This is a genomic window from Paraburkholderia yinzeri (assembly GCF_046581065.1).
GTDB lineage: Bacteria > Pseudomonadota > Gammaproteobacteria > Burkholderiales > Burkholderiaceae > Paraburkholderia.
In genome coordinates this window covers 1,701,479-1,721,543 of the sequence record NZ_JBFOCJ010000001.1, presented here as the reverse complement: position 1 = coordinate 1,721,543, position 20,065 = coordinate 1,701,479, and the positions used below count along the sequence as shown (strand labels likewise).

17 protein-coding genes are annotated in these 20,065 nt (G+C 66.0%); 12 read left to right on the top strand and 5 right to left on the bottom strand.

Going from position 1 to position 20,065, the window contains the following annotated elements:
* Nucleotides 1–28: 28 nt before the first annotated feature.
* Nucleotides 29–802: a Smr/MutS family protein gene (locus WJ542_RS08250; RefSeq protein WP_411188819.1), complete on the top strand. Its 774-nt coding sequence runs from the start codon at nucleotides 29–31 to the stop codon at nucleotides 800–802.
* Nucleotides 803–904: 102 nt separating this feature from the next.
* On the opposite strand, the gene WJ542_RS08245 is transcribed toward WJ542_RS08250, so the two are convergent.
* The 4 genes from WJ542_RS08245 to WJ542_RS08230 form a co-directional block, all read right to left on the bottom strand.
* Nucleotides 905–2,023, bottom strand: a complete 1,119-nt coding sequence (locus WJ542_RS08245) for an ABC transporter ATP-binding protein (RefSeq protein ID WP_411188817.1) — start codon at nucleotides 2,021–2,023, stop codon at nucleotides 905–907.
* A gap of 29 nt (nucleotides 2,024–2,052) precedes the next feature.
* A complete protein-coding gene (locus WJ542_RS08240; RefSeq protein WP_027795425.1) occupies nucleotides 2,053–2,910 on the bottom strand; it encodes a carbohydrate ABC transporter permease in 858 nt (285 codons plus the stop codon).
* Nucleotides 2,900–3,841, bottom strand: a complete 942-nt coding sequence (locus tag WJ542_RS08235; protein ID WP_411188815.1) for a carbohydrate ABC transporter permease — start codon at nucleotides 3,839–3,841, stop codon at nucleotides 2,900–2,902. Before WJ542_RS08235 ends, WJ542_RS08240 begins: the two co-directional genes overlap by 11 nt.
* A 169-nt stretch (nucleotides 3,842–4,010) precedes the next feature.
* Nucleotides 4,011–5,258, bottom strand: a complete 1,248-nt coding sequence (locus WJ542_RS08230; RefSeq protein WP_027795427.1) for an ABC transporter substrate-binding protein — start codon at nucleotides 5,256–5,258, stop codon at nucleotides 4,011–4,013.
* Nucleotides 5,259–5,823: 565 nt separating this feature from the next.
* On the opposite strand from WJ542_RS08230, the gene zwf reads away from it, so the two are divergent.
* From zwf to WJ542_RS08215, 3 genes are all read left to right on the top strand, one after another.
* Nucleotides 5,824–7,290, top strand: coding sequence for a glucose-6-phosphate dehydrogenase (gene zwf, locus WJ542_RS08225; RefSeq protein ID WP_411188813.1), 1,467 nt, complete (start codon nucleotides 5,824–5,826; stop codon nucleotides 7,288–7,290).
* Nucleotides 7,291–7,381: 91 nt separating this feature from the next.
* Entirely contained in the window at nucleotides 7,382–8,083 is a 702-nt protein-coding gene (gene pgl, locus WJ542_RS08220; RefSeq protein ID WP_411188812.1) for a 6-phosphogluconolactonase, read from the top strand.
* On the top strand, nucleotides 8,064–9,980 hold the full coding sequence (locus tag WJ542_RS08215; protein WP_411188810.1) for a bifunctional transcriptional regulator/glucokinase: 1,917 nt from the start codon (nucleotides 8,064–8,066) through the stop codon (nucleotides 9,978–9,980). The genes pgl and WJ542_RS08215 overlap by 20 nt, the downstream gene beginning before the upstream one ends.
* An 89-nt stretch (nucleotides 9,981–10,069) precedes the next feature.
* Here WJ542_RS08215 and WJ542_RS08210 read toward each other — a convergent pair whose 3' ends face one another.
* Nucleotides 10,070–11,302 carry a Bcr/CflA family multidrug efflux MFS transporter gene (locus tag WJ542_RS08210; RefSeq protein WP_411188808.1) on the bottom strand — a complete coding sequence of 411 codons (1,233 nt, stop codon included), beginning with the start codon at nucleotides 11,300–11,302 and terminating at the stop codon, nucleotides 10,070–10,072.
* Between the two features lie 183 nt (nucleotides 11,303–11,485).
* Between WJ542_RS08210 and WJ542_RS08205 the strand changes: the two genes are divergently transcribed.
* From WJ542_RS08205 to WJ542_RS08170, 8 genes are all read left to right on the top strand, one after another.
* Nucleotides 11,486–11,953: a hypothetical protein gene (locus WJ542_RS08205; RefSeq protein WP_411188806.1), complete on the top strand. Its 468-nt coding sequence runs from the start codon at nucleotides 11,486–11,488 to the stop codon at nucleotides 11,951–11,953.
* Between the two features lie 69 nt (nucleotides 11,954–12,022).
* A complete protein-coding gene (gene hemL, locus WJ542_RS08200) occupies nucleotides 12,023–13,321 on the top strand; it encodes a glutamate-1-semialdehyde 2,1-aminomutase (RefSeq protein WP_411188805.1) in 1,299 nt (432 codons plus the stop codon).
* Between the two features lie 83 nt (nucleotides 13,322–13,404).
* Complete coding sequence (gene ribD / locus WJ542_RS08195) at nucleotides 13,405–14,538, top strand: bifunctional diaminohydroxyphosphoribosylaminopyrimidine deaminase/5-amino-6-(5-phosphoribosylamino)uracil reductase RibD (protein WP_411188803.1); 1,134 nt, start codon at nucleotides 13,405–13,407, stop codon at nucleotides 14,536–14,538.
* Between the two features lie 53 nt (nucleotides 14,539–14,591).
* Complete coding sequence (locus tag WJ542_RS08190) at nucleotides 14,592–15,227, top strand: riboflavin synthase (protein WP_411188801.1); 636 nt, start codon at nucleotides 14,592–14,594, stop codon at nucleotides 15,225–15,227.
* A 542-nt stretch (nucleotides 15,228–15,769) separates the two neighbouring features.
* Complete coding sequence (locus tag WJ542_RS08185; RefSeq protein WP_411188800.1) at nucleotides 15,770–16,180, top strand: DUF5132 domain-containing protein; 411 nt, start codon at nucleotides 15,770–15,772, stop codon at nucleotides 16,178–16,180.
* 159 nt (nucleotides 16,181–16,339) lie between these two features.
* Entirely contained in the window at nucleotides 16,340–17,062 is a 723-nt protein-coding gene (locus tag WJ542_RS08180) for an HMA2 domain-containing protein (protein ID WP_411188798.1), read from the top strand.
* Nucleotides 17,063–17,072: 10 nt separating this feature from the next.
* Nucleotides 17,073–19,205 carry a heavy metal translocating P-type ATPase gene (locus WJ542_RS08175; RefSeq protein WP_411188796.1) on the top strand — a complete coding sequence of 711 codons (2,133 nt, stop codon included), beginning with the start codon at nucleotides 17,073–17,075 and terminating at the stop codon, nucleotides 19,203–19,205.
* Nucleotides 19,202–20,062, top strand: a complete 861-nt coding sequence (locus WJ542_RS08170) for an EcsC family protein (protein WP_411188795.1) — start codon at nucleotides 19,202–19,204, stop codon at nucleotides 20,060–20,062. The genes WJ542_RS08175 and WJ542_RS08170 overlap by 4 nt, the downstream gene beginning before the upstream one ends.
* The last annotated feature ends 3 nt before the right edge of the window (nucleotides 20,063–20,065 follow it).

Genomic DNA, 20,065 nt, shown 5'->3' with positions numbered 1-20,065 from the left:
CCATCCCACCCCTTCCGCGCCTTCTGTCATGCCGAAGAACGTGCCTCATCCCGGCGAACCCAAGCGCCCCGCTCCTGCACGCGCAGCCGAGCCCGCGCCTGCCCCGGCGGCTCCAGCGAGCGAAACCGGCGGCAAGTCGCAAGCGGGCTTCGCCGGACTCGGCGGCCTGCGCGACGCGCTGAAAAAAGAGACGCGCCAGCGCGAACGCGAGCGCGCCGCCACTCAGGCCGCCCGCGTGGAAGCCGCCGCCGACAGCGACCTCTTTCGCCGCGAAATCGGCGCCGTCGCGCCTCTGAATGCGCCGCCGCGCCCGCCCGCGCGGCGCGCGCCGCCCGTGCCGCTGCCGCTGCAGACGCAGCGGGACGAACAGGCCGTGCTGCATGAAGCGATCTCCGACGACTTCGATCCCGAAACGCTCCTCGATACCGACGACTCGCTCTACTACCACCGCCCCGGTGTCAGTGCCGAGGTCGTGAAGAAGCTGCGGCGCGGCACGTGGATCGTGCAGGCCCAGTTGGACCTGCACGGCATGCGCCGCGAGGAAGCGCGCGAGGCGCTGCAGGCGTTCATCCGCGAAGCCGGCAAGCGCGGCCTGCGCTGCGTGCGGGTGATCCACGGCAAGGGGCTCGGCTCGGTCGGCAAGGAGCCGGTGCTCAAGGGCAAGGTACGCGCCTGGCTCGTGCAGAAGGAGGAGGTCATCGCGTTCTGCCAGGCCCGGCCGCACGACGGCGGCGCCGGCGCCGTGCTCGTGCTGCTGCAGCCGCACGCGCCGGGACATCATCAGCATCATCCGCAGTTGTAGCGCTGAAGCAGCGCGCCGTCGTCCCGATCAGCCGCGGACATGAAAAAAGCCTCACGTGCGACCCGCACGTGAGGCTTTTCATTCTGAACCGCACCGCCCGGTTCAGGCGACGCGTTCTTCCGTCTTCGGATCGAACAACACGGCCTTCGACACGTCGAACAGCAGTTCCATGTTGTTGAGCGGCTGCGGATTCGAGCCCGGGTGCACGCGGCTCACCACACGCTTGCCGTTGATCTGCGCGAACACGAGCGTGTCCGGGCCGGTCGGCTCGATCACGTCCACCTTCACCGTGTGGCGCTGCAGTTCGTGGCCATGGCCGTCGTGCGAGCTGCGCGCGTCGGTGATGCGCTCGGGGCGCAGGCCCAGCACCACTTCCTGGCCGATGTGGCCGCGCACCTTGTTCGCGTCGAACGGCAGGTTCAGCACGTTGCGCGCCACGCCCGTATCCAGTTCGAGGCCCACGCCCGAGCCCTGCTCCACGAGCTTGCCGTTGATGAAGTTCATCGGCGGCGCGCCGATGAAGCCGGCGACGAACAGGTTCGATGGCGAATCGTAGATGTCCTGCGGCGCGCCGAACTGCTGGACGATGCCGTCCTTCATGACGGCGATGCGGTCGCCAAGCGTCATGGCCTCGATCTGGTCGTGCGTCACGTAGACGATCGTCTTGCCCACGCGCTGGTGCAGCAGCTTGATTTCGGAGCGCATCTCGATGCGCAGCTTCGCATCGAGGTTCGAAAGCGGCTCGTCGAACAGGAACATGATCGGATCGCGCGCGAGCGCACGGCCCATTGCAACGCGCTGGCGCTGGCCGCCCGAGAGCTGGCCCGGCTTGCGATCGAGCAGGTGCTGGATCTGCAGCATGCTCGACACGCGGTCGACGATCTGCGTCTGCTCGGCCTTCGGCACCTTGCGGATATTGAGGCCGAACGAGATGTTCTCGCGCACCGTCATCGACGGATAGAGCGCGTACGACTGGAACACCATCGCAATGTCGCGGTCCTTCGGCGAGAGGTTGTTGACGACCTTGCCGTCCATGCAGATCTCGCCCTTGGTGACGGTTTCGAGACCCGCGATCATGTTCAGGAGCGTCGACTTCCCGCAACCCGAGCCGCCGACCAGAATCAGGAACTGGCCGTCTTCGATGTCGATGTTGACGCCCTTGAGGACGGGCACCCCGTTCGGGTAGGTCTTGTAGACGTCGCGAATGGAAAGGCTTGCCATACTATGAATCCTTTAATCGAATGAGCTTGTTAGCCCTTCACCGCGCCCGCCGTGAGGCCGCGCACGAAGTAGCGGCCGGCGATCACGTAGACGAGCAGCGTGGGCAGCGCGGCGATAATCGCGCCGGCCATGTCGACGTTGTATTCCTTCACGCCCGTGGACGTGTTCACGAGATTGTTCAGCGCCACCGTGATCGGCATCGAATCGACGCCCGAGAACACGATACCGAACAGGAAGTCGTTCCAGATCTGCGTGAATTGCCAGATCAGGCACACCATGAAGATGGGCAGCGAGATCGGCAGCATGATGCGCGTGAAGATCATGAAGAAGCCGGCGCCGTCGATGCGCGCGGCCTTCACGAGTTCGGCGGGCACGCTCACGTAGAAGTTGCGGAAGAACATCGTCGTGAACGCGATGCCGTACACGACGTGGACGAGCACGAGGCCGCCGATCGTGTTCGAGAGGCCGAAGAAGCCCTCAAGGCGCGCCATCGGCAGCAGGATCGCCTGGAACGGAATGAAGCAGCCCACCAGCAGCATCGTGAAGAGCGCATCGGCCCCGCGGAAGCGCCAGTGCGTGAGCACATAGCCGTTGAACGCGCCGATGATCGACGAGATCAGCACGGCCGGAATCACCATCTTCACGGAGTTCATGAAGAACGGCTGCATGCCGTCGCAGCGCACGCCCGTGCAGGCCTCGGCCCAGGCCTTCACCCACGGCGCGAAGGTCGGGTGGGCGGGCAGCGTGAGCATGTTGCCCGCGTGCAGTTCGTCGAGCGTCTTCAGCGACGTCGAGAGCATCACGTAAAGCGGGAAGAGGAAGTACAACGCGAACAGGATCAGTACCGCGTAGATGACCACGCGGCTTACCTTCATCTTAGGCTGCATTGCGCGTGCTCCTCGATTCCAGGTACATCAGCGGCACGAGCACGGCCACCACGGTTGCAAGCATCATCATCGACGACGCGGCGCCGACGCCGAGCTCCCCGCGGTTGAACGAAAACGTGTACATGAAGATGGCGGGCAGCGACGACGACGTGCCCGGACCGCCCGCAGTGAGCGCGACGACGAGGTCGAACGTCTTGATCGTGATGTGGCACAGGATCAGCAGCACCGAAAAGAACACCGGACGCATGCTCGGAATCACGATCTTGCGGTAGATCGTGGGCAGCGTCGCGCCGTCCACCTGGGCGGCCTTGAAGATTTCGCTGTCCACGCCGCGCAGGCCGGCGAGAAAGAGCGCCATGCAAAAGCCGGTGGACTGCCAGGCGGCCGCGACCACGATACAGAAGATGGCCTTGTCCGGGTCGTTGAGCCAGCCGAGCTGGAAGCTCGTCCAGCCCCACTGGTGCATCACCTGCTGGAGGCCGAGGTCCGGATTGAAGATCCACTGCCAGGCCGTGCCGGTCACGATGTACGAAAGCGCCATCGGGTAGAGGAAAACCGCGCGCAGCGCGCCCTCCTGACGAATCTGCTGGTCGAGCAGGATCGCGAGAAAGAGGCCGAGGATCACGCAGATCGCAATGAACGGAATGCCGAACCAGCCGAGATTCTGCGCCGACGTCCACCAGACGTCGTTGGAGAAAAGCTCGCTATAGCGGTCGAATCCCGCGAAATCGTAGCGCGGCATCAATCGCGAATCGGACAGCGAGAGATAGCCGGTAATGGCGATGAAGCCGTAGACAAACACGAGGCTGATCAGAATGCTGGGCGAAAGCACCAGCTTCGGAATCCAGCGGTCTGCAAGCGCCGCCATGGGCGACGTGCGGCGGTTGGCAGGCGTGGCCGCCTTGCCGTTGCCGCTAAGAGAAGCAGTCACTGCGCAACTCCTGGTACGGTGCGTCGCGGCGCCGGTGCGCGCTTGGGGTTCACAAGCGGCGCGAAGGCCCGTTTCGCACGGGAAAAGGTTCGGGCTGAACCGTCATGCCCAGGGCGCCGCGCGCGGCGCGGCATAGACACCTACACACCGCGCGCGGAACTCACCCTGCTTACTTCGTCTTTGCTGCCTTGGCGAGCGCTTCGACTGCGCTCTTCGAGTCTTCGTCGGAGTTCATGAACTTCGTCACGACGTCGGTGATCGCACCGGCGGTCGCATCCGGCTGAGCCATGCCGTGAGCAAGCGACGGCACATAGCCGCCAGCCTTGATCGCGGTCTGCTCATCCGCGTACGACTGCTTGCCGCACGCATCGAACTTGCTCATGTCCACACCCAGACGGACCGGGATCGAACCCTTGTACAGGCTGAACTGCTCCTGGAACGCGGGGCTCATGATGGTCTTCGCGAGCGCGAGCTGGCCAGCCGTCGCCGCCTTCTCGCCCTTCTGCTGGAAGAACACGAACGAGTCGACGTTGAACGTGTAGCCCTTCGAGGTGCCCGGCACCGGCGCGCAGACATAGTCCGTGCCCGGCTGCTTGTTCGCGTTCGCGAACTCGCCCTTCGCCCAGTCGCCCATGAACTGCATGCCGGCCTTGCCGTTGATGACCATCGCCGTGGCGAGGTTCCAGTCGCGGCCCGTGCGGCCGTTATCCATGTACGACTCGATCTTGCGAACCGTGTCGAACACGCCGACCATCTGCTGCGACGTCAGGGTCTTCTGGTCCAGATCGACGATCGCCTTCTTGTAGAAGTCCGCACCCTGCGAGAGGACCACGTCTTCCCACAGCGTCAGATCCTGCCACGGCTGGCCGCCGGCGGCGACCGGCTGGATGCCGGCAGCCTTCATCTTGTCGGCGAGCGCGAAGAATTCCGGCCACGTGGTCGGCACCTTGCCGCCCACCTTGTCGAGCGCAGCCTTGTTGATCCACACCCAGTTCACGCGGTGCACCGAGAACGGCGCGGCGACGTAGTGACCGTCGGCGTGCATGATCTTGTCGATCTGCGGCGGCAGGTTGGCTTTCCAGTCGGTGGCGGCCGAATCGATCGGCACCAGCACGCCCTGCTCAGCCCATTCCTGGATCAGCGGACCCTTGATCTGGGCGGCGCTCGGCGCATTGCCCGAAATCACCTGGGTCTTCAGTGCGGTCATGGCTGCCGCGCCCGCACCACCGGCGACCGCGAAGTCCTTCCACACATAGCCCTGCTTCTGCATGTCGTCCTTGAGCACGCCGACGGCCTTCGATTCGCCGCCCGACGTCCACCAGTGCAGCACTTCGAGGGACTCGGCCGCTTGCGCGGTAACCACGCTACCCATCAGACCTGCGGCGCACAGGGCGCCCATGATCGCTCGGAATTTCATTGCTTATCTCCTCCAGACACCTGAACAAAAAAAGTTTGGCCCCTGATGTCGCCAGGGTGCGGTGTGGTTAAAACAGGCACAAAAACAGGCAAAACACTGGACGGTCGGGCGCCGGAGTGCCGCGCGCGCGTGTTTTCACTAAACGTGCGCGAGCCGCGAGCCGGTTTCCGGCCGCTGGACGCTCAAGAGATGAGTGGTTTGGAATGCAACTGACTGTCTCCTCTTTTGATTTTCACCGGCCGGCGGGCAAGATCACAGGTTGCTTGCCCCCGGCAGGTCGAGGCGCCGCTTGCGTCACGCGGCCAACCCCCTCATGGCGGCGATCCGGCCAACCGGCTCGCGCATCGACAAGTTCATTGTCCTTTAACATGAGGGATGTTCCGTCCGCTCGCGAAATCACGTCAGACCGCCCCGCACCGCAGGCCGCCACGCTTTTTTCATCGAATGAACGTTACCTCTTGATTTGGATTGTAGTTAAACTACAATTCAGTGTCAAAAAAAAATTTATCGGACTACGGCCGCCCGACTTCCCCCTGCAGCGGCCCCCAGGACTGTGACGGAGACTATGCAATTCCAGACCGATTCGGGCTTCACGTTCGTTCTTTTCGGCGCGACCGGCGACCTGTCGATGCGCAAGATCCTGCCGGCCCTGTATGAAGCCCACCGTTCGGGCATGCTTGCGGAGCCGGGCAGGATCGTGGGCGTCGCACGCCACGAAGAGAACCGCGCCGAGTACATCCAGTGGGTGGACGCGCACGTCAAGCCGCACGTCTCGAAGAACGGCCTCGACGAGGCTGCCTGGGCGAGCTTTCTCGCGCGCATCGAATATGTGAAGCTGGATCTCTCGCGCGCCGAAGACTTCGCGATGCTGCGCGACGGCATCGAAGCGCTGCCCGGCATCCGCGTGTTCTATCTCGCCACGGGCCCGTCGCTGTTCGTGCCGATCTGCCGCGCGCTCGCCGCCGTCGGCCTGAACGAAAACGCGCGCATCGTGCTGGAGAAGCCGCTGGGCTACGACCTGAAGTCGTCCAACGCGATCAACGACGCCGTGGGCGAGATCTTCGCCGAAGGCCAGATCTACCGGATCGACCACTACCTCGGCAAGGAGCCGGTGCAGAACCTGCTCGCGCTGCGCTTCGGCAATGCGCTCTTCGAGCCGCTGTGGCGCCGCGAGTGGGTGGAAAGCATCCAGATCACGATCGCGGAGGAACTCGGGGTCGAGGCGCGCGGCGATTTCTACGACAACACCGGCGCGCTGCGCGACATGGTGCAGAATCACCTGCTGCAACTGCTCTCGATCGTCGCCATGGAGCCGCCGCACTCGATGGACTCCGACTCGGTGCGCGACGAGAAGCTGCGCGTGCTGCGCGCGCTCAAGCCCATCGACGCCAACGACATCGGCAAGGTCGCGGTGCGCGGCCAGTACCATGCGGGCGTGATCCGCGGCCAGGCCGTGCCGGCCTATGCCACGGAGCCCGGCGTCAAAACCGACAGCCGCACCGAGACCTTCGTCGCGCTGAAGGTCGAGATCGAGAACTGGCGCTGGGCCGGCGTGCCGTTCTTCCTGCGCACCGGCAAGCGGCTTGCCGATCGGGTGGCCGAGATCGTGGTGAACTTCCGCCCCGTGCCGCATTCCGCACTCGGCGCGCCGGCGTTGCGTTCCGGCGCGAACCGGCTCGTGATCCGCCTGCAGCCGAACGAGAACATTCGCCTCTACTGCCTCGCGAAACAACCCGGCGAAGGGATGAACCTCGCGAGCGTGCATCTGGACCTCGCGTTCGACGAGTTCTTCCGCGAAGGCCAGATGGAGGCCTACCAGCGCCTGCTGCTCGACGTCATCAACGGGCGCCTCGCGCTCTTCGTGCGCCGCGACGAGCAGGAAGCGGCCTGGAAGTGGGTCGAGCCGATCCTGAACGAGTGGGCCACGTCCACGCGCGCGCCGAAACCCTATGCGGCCGGCACGTGGGGCCCGGCGGCGGCGAGCGCGATGCTCGCGCAGCACGGCACCTGCTGGCTCGAAGAAGAGAACTGAACACGCTGCAAAACGGCGCGCCTCGCGCGCCGGCAACCGACCGATTGATGGCTATCATCCGAAACCTACAAAAAAGCTGCTTGGAGGAGAAGTGATCGAGCTTCACGTATTCGACGACCCGCGCGTCCAATCCGACGCGCTGGCGCGAGCCGTGGGCGATGCGCTACATGCATCGCTCGCCGCTCAGAGCGCCGCGCCCGGAACCGGTGCGCGCCGTGCGACGCTCGCCGTTTCCGGCGGCACGAGCCCGCGCCCCTTCCTCGAGACCTTGTCGACGCACCGCTTCGACTGGGCCCGCACCGACATCACGCTCGTCGACGACCGGTGGGTGCCGGAAACGGACGCGGCCAGCAACTCACGCCTCGTCCACGAAACGCTGCTGAAAAACGAAGCCGCGCAGGCGCGCTTCCTGCCGCTCGTGGACGTAAGCCAGACGCTGGACGCCCACGTGGCCGCGCTCAATGCCGACCCGCAGCGCCTCCTGCCCAACGTCGCCGTGCTCGGCATGGGCGAGGACGGCCACACGGCGTCGATCTTCGCGGACGCGCCCGAGTGGCACGAGGCGATCACCACGGCGCGCCCGTTCGTGGCCGTCCATCCGCAGACCGCGCCGCACGCGCGCGTGTCCTGGTCGATGCAGGCGCTGCGCCAGGTCGACCGGCTTTTCCTGCTGATCGCCGGTCAGCGCAAGCTGGACGTTTTGCAACAAGCCGCCGCGGCGGAACAAAATAACGCCATCTCGAAGCTGGCGAACGACAAGGGAGTGAGACTCGATGTCTACTGGTGTGCCTAATAAAACCGCCCCTGGCGCGGGCCAGCACGCCGACGGACCGAGGCTGCTCGCCGATATCGGCGGTACCAATGCGCGCTTCGCGCTAGAGACCGGCCCGGGCGAGATCGGCCAGGTGCGTGTCTATCCGTGCGCCGACTATCCCGGCGTCGCGGACGTAATCCGGCAATACCTGAAGGACACGAAGATCGGCCGCGTGAACCATGCGGCCATTGCGATCGCGAACCCGGTCGACGGCGACCAGGTCCGCATGACCAACCACGACTGGACCTTTTCGATCGAAGCCACGCGCCGCGCGCTCGGCTTCGACACGCTGCTCGTCGTCAACGACTTCACCGCGCTCGCCATGGCGCTGCCGGGCCTCACCGACACCCAGCGCGTTCAGGTGGGCGGCGGCCAGCGCCGCCAGAACAGCGTGATCGGCCTGCTCGGGCCGGGCACGGGCCTCGGCGTTTCGGGCCTCATTCCCGCCGACGACCGCTGGATCGCGCTCGGCAGCGAAGGCGGCCACGCCAGCTTCTCGCCCCAGGACGAACGCGAAGATGTCGTGCTGCAGTTCGCGCGCAAGAAGTGGCCGCATGTCTCGTTCGAGCGCGTCTGCGCGGGCCCCGGCCTCGAACTGATCTATCGCGCGCTCGCCGCGCGCGACAAGAAGCGTCTGCCAGCAAACCTCGACACCGCGGAAGTCGTGAAGCGCGCGCATGAGGGCGAAGCGCTCGCGCTCGAAACGGTCGAGTGCTTCTGCGGCATTCTCGGCAGCTTCGCGGGCAACATCGCCATGACGCTCGGCTCGCTCGGCGGCATCTACATCGGCGGCGGCGTGGTGCCGCGCCTGGGCGAGCTCTTCACGCGCTCGTCGTTCCGCCAGCGCTTCGAGGCCAAGGGACGCTTCGACGCCTATCTTGCGAATATCCCGACCTACGTCATCACCGCCGAATATCCGGCGTTCCTCGGCGTCTCCGCGATCCTTGCGGAGCAGTTGTCGAATCGCGCCGGCGGCGGCTCGTCGGCCGTGTTCGAGCGCATCCGCCAGATGCGCGACGCGCTCACGCCGGCCGAGCGCCGCGTGGCCGACCTCGCGCTGAACCATCCGCGCTCGATCATCAACGACCCGATCGTCGACATCGCGCGCAAGGCCGACGTGAGCCAGCCCACGGTGATCCGCTTCTGCCGCTCGCTCGGCTGCCAGGGGCTCTCGGACTTCAAGCTCAAGCTCGCCACGGGCCTCACCGGCACGATTCCCGTGAGCCACAGCCAGGTGCATCTGGGCGACACGGCCACCGATTTCGGCGCGAAGGTGCTCGACAACACCGTCTCGGCCATCCTGCAGTTGCGCGAGCATCTGAACTTCGAGCACGTCGAGGAAGCCATCACGCTGCTCAACGGCGCGCGCCGCATCGAGTTCTACGGCCTCGGCAACTCGCACATCGTCGCCCAGGACGCGCACTACAAGTTCTTCCGCTTCGGCATCCCGACCATCGCCTACGGCGACCTGTACATGCAGGCGGCCTCCGCCGCCCTGCTCGGCAAGGGCGACGTGATCGTGGCGGTTTCGAAGTCGGGCCGCGCGCCCGAACTCCTGCGCGTGCTCGACGTCGCCATGCAGTCCGGCGCGAAGGTCATTGCGATCACCTCGAGCAACACGCCGCTCGCGAAGCGCGCGACCGTTGCGCTCGAAACCGATCACATCGAAATGCGCGAGTCGCAGCTCTCGATGATCTCGCGCGTCCTGCATCTGCTGATGATCGATATCCTCGCCGTGGGCGTCGCGATCCGCCGCGCGTCGTCGGACGGCGGCATGCACGACGCCGTCGAGCGTGCGCGCGAACAGGCCGACGACGATGCTTCCGCCGTGCTCGACTGGCTGAGCCACGGCGCCTCGTCGATCGCGCGGGAGTAAGCGCGCCACCCTCGCCGCGTATCGCCGTATAGAAAAATGGGACGCCTCGGCGTCCCATTTTCATTGTCGTTGCCGTTGCGGCGAACAGCTCAGACCGAAGCTGGCTGCGCCTGCCCCGGCGCGGGCCGGCCATGCCACTTGATCACCACGCGGCGGCCAACCCAGGTCAGCGCGCCGAACACGCCGATCGTGCAGCCCATGCCGAACGGCGACACGCCCGGAAACCAGCCCACCATCACGCTCGCGAACGCGCCGAGACCGAGCTGCGCCGCGCCGAACACGGCCGCCGCCGCGCCCGCATTGACCGGATAGCGATACATGAGATCGGTCGCGCAATTCGCGCCGAGCAGCCCCACCACGCCCACCACGAAGAACAGGCCGGCCACGATCGACCACAGCCCGCCGAGCCCGGTGAGGCAGGCCAGTGCGACGAAGAACGACGCCACGATGCTCACGAGCGACGCGATCGACACCATGCGCAGCGTGCCCATGTGGCCGATGAAGCGCGTGTTCAGGAAATTGCCGAGCATGATGCCGAGGATGTTCAGGCCGAAAAAGAAGCCGTAATGCTGCGGCGTCACGTGGAAGTACTCGATATAGACGAACGGCGTGGCCGAGATGTAGGTGAACATCGCCGCGAACGCCATGCCGCCGCAGATCATGTGCCCCCAGACCAGCGGATCGCGCAGCAACCGCCCATAAGCCGCGAACGAGCGCAGGACCGCGCCGCTTTCGCGCTTCTCGGGCGGCCAGGTCTCGGGCACGCGCAGCCAGGCCGCAACGGCGCAGGCCATGCCGAACAGCGTCAGCGCAACGAACACGATGCGCCAGCCGCCGAGCAGCAGCAACTGGCCGCCGAGCAACGGCGCGAGCAGCGGGCCGATCGCCGTGACGATGGCGACCATCGACAGCACTCTCGCGGCGTCGGACGGCTCGTGCGCGTCGCGGGCAATGGCACGCGCGAGCACCGAGGCGGCACCGGCGCCGAGCGCCTGCAGAAAGCGCACGATCGTGAGTTCGCCCACCGAGAACGACAGCCAGCACGCGATACTCGCCACGGTGAAGAGCGCGATGCCGCCGAGCAGCACCGGACGCCGGCCGTAGGCATCGGAGAGCGGCCCGTACAGCAGCATGCCGATCGAGAAACCGGCCATGAAGCTCGTGAGCGTCGCGGACGCCGCGGACGCCGATACCCCGAAGGCCTTCGCGATGGCGGGCAGGCTCGGCAGGTACATGTCCGTCGCGAGCGGGCCGCAGGCCGCGAGCGCGCCAAGCAGCAGGATCAGCCGGACGTCGGGCCGGCGGCGTATGGAATGAGGCATGGGAGCGTGCGGGAACGAGCCGCCGGCGGTGCGCGACGGCCGTATCAGTCAAAGGCGCGCAATGCGGGTGGCGCAAAGCGGCGTCGAATGAGGGAATTGTACCCGACGCTTAAAAACGCCTATGTGCGAGCCTTCACGGTAAGCTGCCGGTTTTATGCCAGCGCGTTGCGCGCAGCCCGACCGATGACCGCCTTCCTGCTGATCTGGAGCCCCAAGAAGTGGCCCTGGCCCGAACTCCCCGAGGTAGCGCGACGCGTACGGCTGGGAGAGGCGGTTGCCGACACCTGGGGCTGCGGCTTCGCGCGCGGCATCCTGCCGGGCGACCGTGTGTTCGTGCACCGCGTGGCGTCCGAGCCGCGCGGCCTCTTCGGCTCGGGCTACGTGACGCGCGCGCCCTACGAGGTGCCCGACGCGGCCTACAAGCGGGGCTACCGCCTGTGCATCGATTTCGTTTACGACTGGCTCGTGGACGCGAGCCACGAGGTCGTGATCGGCCGCGACGCGCTGCGCGTGCATCCGTTCTCGGTGCAGACCTGGGACGCCCAGAGCTCCGGGACCCGCATCAAGCCGATTGCCGAAGGCGCGCTGGAGAAGCGCTGGGCCCAACTGACCGGGCGTCGGCCCCATCCCGGCGACTCCGGTACAATTTGAGCAGATCCTCCCTACGCCGCGCGAGACCGTCGCGCCGCGCGCCACACCCTACACGCAGGTCCAGCTCCCATGTCGAACACTCAGTCCAGCACGCAGTCCCGCAACGACGCTCTCTTCGAACGCGCGCAGCGCACCATTCCCGGCGGCGTCAACTCGCCCGTGCGGGCGTTTCGCTCGGTCGGCGGCACGCCGCGCTTCATCGAGCGCGCGCAAGGACCGTACTTCTGGGACGCCGACGGCCAGCGCTATATCGACTACATCGGCTCATGGGGCCCGATGATCCTGGGTCACGTTCATCCCGAAGTGCTCGAAGCCGTCGAGCGCGTGCTGAAGAACGGTTTCTCGTTCGGCGCGCCGACCGAAGCCGAGATCGAGATTGCCGAGGAAATCTGCAAGCTCGTGCCCTCGATGGAGCAGGTGCGCATGGTATCGAGCGGCACCGAGGCCACGATGAGCGCGCTGCGCCTCGCGCGCGGCTACACGAAGCGCGACCGCATCGTGAAGTTCGAAGGCTGCTACCACGGCCATGCCGACAGCCTGCTCGTGAAGGCGGGCTCGGGCCTCCTCACGTTCGGCAATCCGACTTCGGCGGGCGTGCCCGTCGACATCGCGAAGCACACCACGGTGCTTGAATACAACAACGTGGCCGCGCTGGAAGAGGCGTTCAAGGCCTTCGGCGACGAGATCGCCGCCGTGATCGTCGAGCCGGTGGCCGGCAACATGAATCTCGTGAAGGGCACGCCCGAGTTCATCGGCGCACTGCGCAGCCTTTGCACGAAGCACGGCGCCGTGCTGATCTTCGACGAAGTGATGTGCGGCTTCCGCGTGGGCCTCAAGGGCGCGCAGGCACTCTATGGCGTCGAGGCCGACATGGTGTGCCTCGGCAAGGTGATCGGCGGCGGCATGCCCGCGGCGGCATTCGGCGGCCGGCGCGAGATCATGGACCATCTCGCGCCCAACGGCACCGTCTACCAGGCGGGCACGCTCTCGGGCAACCCGGTTGCGGTCGCGGCCGGCCTCAAGACGCTGCAACTGATCCAGGCGCCCGGCTTCTACGAGAAGCTCTCGGCACAAACGGCACGTCTCGCGCAAGGCCTCACCGAAGCGGCGCGCAATGCGAAGGTGCCGTTCGCGGCCGACGCGGTGGGCGGCATGTTCGGCCTCTACTTCGCCGACAAGGTCCCCACCCGCTTCGCCGAAGTTACGAAGAGCGATATTGCGCACTTCAACCGCTTCTTCCATCAGATGCTGGACGCGGGCGTGTACTTCGCGCCGTCGGCTTACGAGGCAGGCTTCGTGTCGAGCGCGCACGACGACGCGACGATCGACGCAACGATCGCCGCCGCGCGTCGCGCCTTCGCCGCCTGAATCGCGCCGGAGCTGCCGCCATGCCATCACCGGGCGCTGCGCGCCCGGCTCACCCGACCCGCCGCCGCGGAGAAAGCACGACGATGTTCTCGCAAACCGATTTCCTCCACATGGAGCGCGCGCTCGCTCTCGCGGCGCGCGGCCTTTACACGACCGATCCGAATCCGCGCGTCGGCTGCGTGCTGGTGAAGGACGGCGAGGTGATCGGCGAAGGCTACACGCAGCCGGCCGGCCAGGATCACGCCGAAATCCAGGCGATGAAGGACGCCCGCGGGCGCGGCCACGACCTGCGCGGCGCGACGGCCTACGTGACGCTCGAACCGTGCAGCCATTTCGGCCGCACGCCGCCCTGCGCGAACGCGTTGATCGAAGCGAAGGTCGGCCGCGTGATCGCGGCGATGGAAGACCCGAATCCGCTCGTGTCGGGACGCGGCCTTGCGATGCTGCGGGAGACGGGCATCGACGTGCGCTGCGGCCTGCTCGCCAACGAAGCGCGCGAGCTGAACATCGGCTTCGTTTCGCGCATGGTGCGCAAGCGCCCGTGGGTGCGCATGAAGATCGCAGCGTCGCTCGACGGCCGCACGGGCCTGCCCTCGGGCGAAAGCCAGTGGATCACCGGCGAGGCGGCACGCGCGGACGGACATGCATGGCGCGCGCGCGCCTCGGCCATCCTCACCGGCATCGGCACGGTCAAGGAAGACGACCCGCGCATGACCGTGCGCGCCATCGACACACCCCGCCAGCCGAAGCGCGTGCTCGTGGACAGCCGGCTCGACGTGCCGCCCGAAGCGCAGATCCTCGTGGGCGCGCCAACGCTCGTGTTCTGCGCCTCGCTCGACGAGCACAACGAAGCGCGCGCCGAAGCGCTGCGCGCGCGCGGCGCGGAACTGGTGCCGCTCGGCAATGCGCAAGGCAAGGTGGACCTGCCCGCCATGCTGAGCGAGCTCGCCGCGCGCGGCGTAAACGAACTGCATGTGGAAGCCGGCTACAAGCTCAACGGGTCGCTCCTGCGCGAAGGCTGCGTGGACGAACTGCTGGTCTACCTCGCGCCGTCGCTGCTCGGCACCAACGCGCTCGGCATGATCGACATTGCCGCGCCGGCGTCGCTGGACGCGCGCATGCGGCTGAAGTACCACTCGGTCGATCGCCTCGGCGACGACCTGCGCCTCCTCGCGCGCATCGAGCGCGCCGAAGCCTCGCAAGCGGACGCGCCCTGACCGGTGCCGCGGCCGCCGCTTCCATCAACGAACCGAACATAAGGAACAGCACGATGTTTACCGGAATCGTCGCGGCGGTGGGCCGCATCGAATCGATCAAACCGCTCGGCAGCGACGCCGATGCAGGCGTGCGCCTGAGCGTGAATGCGGGCGCGCTCGGCATGGACGACGTCCAGATCGGCGACAGCATCGCGATCCAGGGGGCTTGCATGACCGTCGTCGAAAAAACCGCGACGAGCTTCGACGTCGACGTTTCGCGCGAGAGCCTGAACCGCACCGTGGGCCTCGCGGCCACGGGCGAAGTCAACCTCGAAAAGGCGCTGCGCGCGCACGACCGGCTGGGCGGCCACATCGTCTCGGGCCACGTGGACGGCCTTGGCACCGTCACGCGCTTCGCGCCGGTGGGTGAATCGCACGAACTGCGCGTTCTCGCGCCCGCCGAGATCGGTCGCTACCTCGCGTACAAAGGATCGGTGACGGTGAACGGCGTGAGCCTCACGGTCAACTCGGTGGAAGACCGCGCGGACGGCTGCGAATTCTCGATCAACCTGATCCCGCACACGGTCGAGGTTACGACGCTCAAGCATCTTCAGGCAGGGACGAAAGTGAATCTGGAGATCGATTTGATTGCGCGGTATGTGGAGCGGATGCTCAGCACGTCTCAGGACGGCCATAACCCGTTGAAGTAATCTGGTTTTTGGCGAGGCGATCGTCTACCTTCGTCTCGCTAAATCCATGATTTGATGACAGCATCTCCAACGTATACAGCCGTTTTCCGCAGCTCATATACCGTTAGCCATCCTAATCTCATACTCATCAGCACTCCGAAAACGACTGCCTGACGCGCCGGCATTGGAATCGGCAGCGACGCGTGAAGATCACCCGATGCCGACCATCATTCCTGCCGCATACAGGGAGTACCGGGTCAGCCACGAAGATTATTCGTGCGCGGTCCCGATTATCGCTAGTGTGCGCCGTCTCGATTCGCATTCGTCATAGGGATGCCGGCTCGCAGCGAACATCTCTATTCGCCCTGGTGACTTTCAAAAAACCTACGAATAACCTCCATCACTTTTCATTTGCGTCATTCGCATAGGTCTTCGAACGAAATGCCCCGCGACGTAACCTGCGTGTCACAGTTCGGGCGTACAAAACAATCAACTGGCATGGGGCGACCGCTCGCGGTCGCCCGATTCGTCTCTAGACCTCAGGTGAAAGGAACGACCGGATCATGGGAAAGTACAAAGTCGAGCTCAACGGCGCGAGCGCTCACGCTGACCACGCACACACGGTTGAGGACGAGCACGGCGATGCGGCTCCCAGGGGCGACGACATGCAGTCGAAAGTGGCGACGATCGGCGTCGTGGTGGTCGGTGCCGCTATCCTCGAAAGCGCACTGATTCCCGGCATTCTGATCGGCGCGGCCGCCGCGCTCGCCCCGAAGTATCTGCCGGGTCTCGGCGATCGCATTCAGCCGCTCTTCAACCGAACCGTTCGTGGTGCTTACAAGCTCGGCCGCAAGGCACGGTCGGCGGTTGGCGAGGTCCGGGAGCAGATGAGCGATATCGCAGCCGAAGTCGAAGCCGAAGAAGTGGCAGCCGCGGGCGAAGTCGTTCCGGCCGCTGAAGCCGCAAAGGCCTGAGCAGCGCATGACGGCAGCGGGCGCCCGCAGGGTCGCCCGCAACTTTGCGCCCCTTCCTCGTTGCGAGGCCTGCGCGCGCCTTTCAGGAAGCACGCTTTCCGGAACCTCCGCGCGGCCGCACACCCGCCGACCGCGCCCTGGCACTATCGAACGTTGCCCATGAGTCATCCCGTACCTGACGATCCCTCCCCCAACGCACCGCTCACTACCTCGACGCACGAGCCCGAGGCGCACGCCGCGTCGCGCGAGAGCGACGAAGCCGCGCGGGCAGCACGGAGCAAAAAGAAGAAACACGAGGTGAGAATCGAGCACAAGGTGCCGGGCCGGATCCGCATGAAGATCCCGTCCGCGAAGAACAACCCGGAATTTCTCACGCTGTTCCAGAGCGTGTTCTCGGCCATACCCGGCATTACGAAGGTGAAGGCGAAGCCGGACACCGGCAGCATCGTCATCCACTACGATCCGAGCCACGAGGCCGAATTCCAGACGCACTTCCACCGCTGTTGCGCGCAGGCCGACGTCACGGTCAAAGCCGCACGGCCGGGCGACGAGATCGAGGAAATCGCCCAAAAAATCGAAGCCGAAGCCGAGTTCCTGGCCGAACGCTCGGAAGCGGTGCGCGCCACGGTCGACCTGTTCAAGAAAGTCGACTATCAGATCAAGGCGATGACGGACAACACCATCGACCTGAAGTTCGTGCTGGTGGGCGGCCTCGCGGTGGCGACTTTCGTCGAGATCGGCGCGGAAGCCGCGACACCGATGTGGGTCACCCTGGGCCTCTTTGCCATGAACCACCTCATCGAATTGAAGCAGGACGGCCGCCCGGCAGCCGAGCCGCCCGCCACGGCCACCGCGGCCACCCCGCGCGGCGCCGCCGCCTGACCCGCACGCTATGGAGTTTTCGATCCGGCACGCGATTCCGGGCCGCGTGCGTCTGCATGTCCCGGCGCTTTGCTCCCCCTCGCCGCTCGCGGAATCGGCATTGTCGTGGCTCCGGCAGCAGGAGTTCATCGACGAAGCGCAGATCAAATACGACTGCGCGAGCCTGATCGTCCATTACGACCGCGAGCAAGGCGATCAGCTCGCCGAACTGCTCGAAATGCTCGAGGGCTTCAGCCTCGCCGACCTCGATCAGTTGCTGCGCTATCTGGACCCGACCGGCTCGGCAAGCGCGGTTGGCGCCGCACGCAGCCACGTTGCGCCCGAGAAGCCCCGCTGGCCGCTCGCGTTGCCCAGCCTCTCGCTGCTGCTCTCGTTTTCGGTCAACCCATTCGCCATCGCGGTCAACGTGCCGCTCATGGTCTACAACGCCGCGCCGATCTTCCACCGGGCCTGGCTGGTCTGGAGCCGCGAGCGGCGCCTGAACGTCGACTTCCTGGACGCGCTGGCGATCACGGCATCGATCGGCCAGGGCAACCTCGTCACAGGCGGCGTCATTACCTGGCTGATCCGCCTCGGCGACTGGATCCGCGACCTCACCGCGGCCGGTTCGAAGCGGGCCGTCACGGAACTCCTCGGATTCAAGGACAAGACGGCCTGGGTGATCCGCGACGGCACGGTAGTGGCCGTTCCCGCGACGAGCCTCGCGATCGACGACTCCGTCGTGGTCTACCCCGGCGAAATGATTCCCGTGGACGGCGAGATCCTCTCCGGCAACGGCATGATCGACCAGAAGACGATCACCGGCGAGGGGCTGCCCGTCTCGCGCGGCGCCGGCGAAGTCGTGTTCGCGGCCACGATCCTGCGCGAAGGACAACTGACGCTGCGCGCGATCCGTGTCGGCAACGACACCACGGCGGGGCAGATCGCCCACCTGGTCGACTCGGCGCCCGTGGGCGACACGCGCATGCAGAATCACGCGGAACGCTTCGCGGACCGGCTCGTGCTGCCCACGCTTGGCCTCGCGATCGGCACCGCGCTCGTCTCGCGCGATTTCAACCGCTTCCTGTCGCTCGTCATCGTCGATTACGGCACGGGCATCCGGGTCGCGGCGCCGACCGCCGTGCTCTCGTCGATGACCCATGCCGCGCGCGCCGGCATCGTCATCAAGAGCGGCGGCCACATGGAAAAGCTCGCCGAAGTCGATACCGTGGTGTTCGACAAGACCGGCACGCTGAGCGTCGGCACGCCGCACGTCGTGAACATGCAGTCGTTCAATCGCCATGTCTCGCCCGAGCACCTGCTGGCGCTCGCGGTGGCGGCCGAAACGCGCCTCCAGCATCCCGTGGCGGAAGCGTTGCGCGAAAAGAGCGGCGAATTGCAGCTCGTGCTGCCGCCTTGCGACGAGACCGAATACCGGATCGGCCTCGGCGTCGAGGGGCGCGTGAACGGCTACTACATGCATGTGGGCAGCGAGCGCTTCCTGCGGCAGAACGATATTCGCGTCGATCACATCGCGGCCGAACGCGCCGCCATCGACGAACGCGGCTGCTCGTCGCTTTATGTGGCCATCGACGGCCAGCTCGCGGGCCTGATCGCCTACGAAGACCGGATTCGCCCGGAAAGCCGCCAGATCGTGGACACGCTGCACGGCATGGGCATCCGCGACACGATCATGCTGACGGGCGACAACGCCGTCGTGGCGAAGGCGGTCGGCAAGCGCGTCGGCCTGACCCGCCAGGTGGCGAACATGATGCCGGCGGACAAGGCCGAGGTGATCCTTCAACTACAGCGCGAAGGGCGCGTCGTCGCGATGGTGGGCGACGGAATCAACGATTCGCCGGCTCTGAGCTTCGCCGACGTCGGCATTGCGATGAAGTACGGCGCCGACATCACGCACGAGTCGGCCGACGTCGTGCTGATGGAAGACTCGCTCTGGAAGCTCATCAAGGCGATCGAGATTTCGCGCGGCGCGGTCGGCCTCATCAAGCAGAACTACGGAATCGTGGCGGCACTGAACACGATCGCGCTGGGACTTGCACTGCCCGGCGGCCTCGTCAGCCCCGAGGTCACCGCGGTCATCAGCAACGGCTCGGCGATCATCGCGAGCCTGAACGGTCTGCGCCCCGCCCTGCGCCAATCATGAACACGCCCATCCAGGTTGTCGACGGCACGCTGACGGCGAAACACCGCCGCGATCTCAAACTCGCCGTCGACCTGCTGGAGAACCCGCACTTTGCCGCGCGGCTCGCCGATTATGTCGGACAACCGATCAATTCGATCGTCGAGCGGCTGCCGCGCACGCTCAACGAACGGCTGCGCGACAGCGTTCGCGGGGCGATTCTCAAATGCCTCGAAGTCGCGATCGACTCGCTCGAAGACGATACCCCCGAGGCCGCGCCGGACTGGCTGAACAATGTCGTCGTCGGCCTCGCGGGCGGTGTGGGCGGCTTCTTCGGCATGGCGGCCTTGCCCGTCGAGTTGCCGATCACCACGGTCCTGATGCTGCGCGCGATCGCCGGGATCGCTCGCGCCGAAGGCGAGGACCTGGGCCTCATCGAGACGCGGCTTGCCTGCCTGGAAGTCTTCGCGCTCGGCGTGCGCGGCCCGCACGACCGGGCAAACGTCGACTACTATGCCGCACGCCTCGTGCTGACGCGCCTCACCCACGATGTCGCCGCACTCGTCACGGAGCGCGGCGCGGTCAACGCGTCCACGCCGATCATCGCCAAGCTCGTGGGCGAGATCGTCGCCCGCTTCGGCCTTGTGGTGTCGGACATGTCGGCTTCGAGCATCGTGCCGGTAGTCGGCGCCATCGGCGGCGCGACTCTGAACATGATCTTCACCGAGCACTTCCAGCGCGTTGCGCGCGGCCACTTCATGGTCCGGCGCCTCGAGCGCATTTATGGCCCGCAGACGATCCAGGGACTGTACCGCGGGCATTCGCGCAAGGCAGCGTCCGCAGCGTCCGCGTCCGGATACCTGGCAAAACTCCTTCCCTAGCGC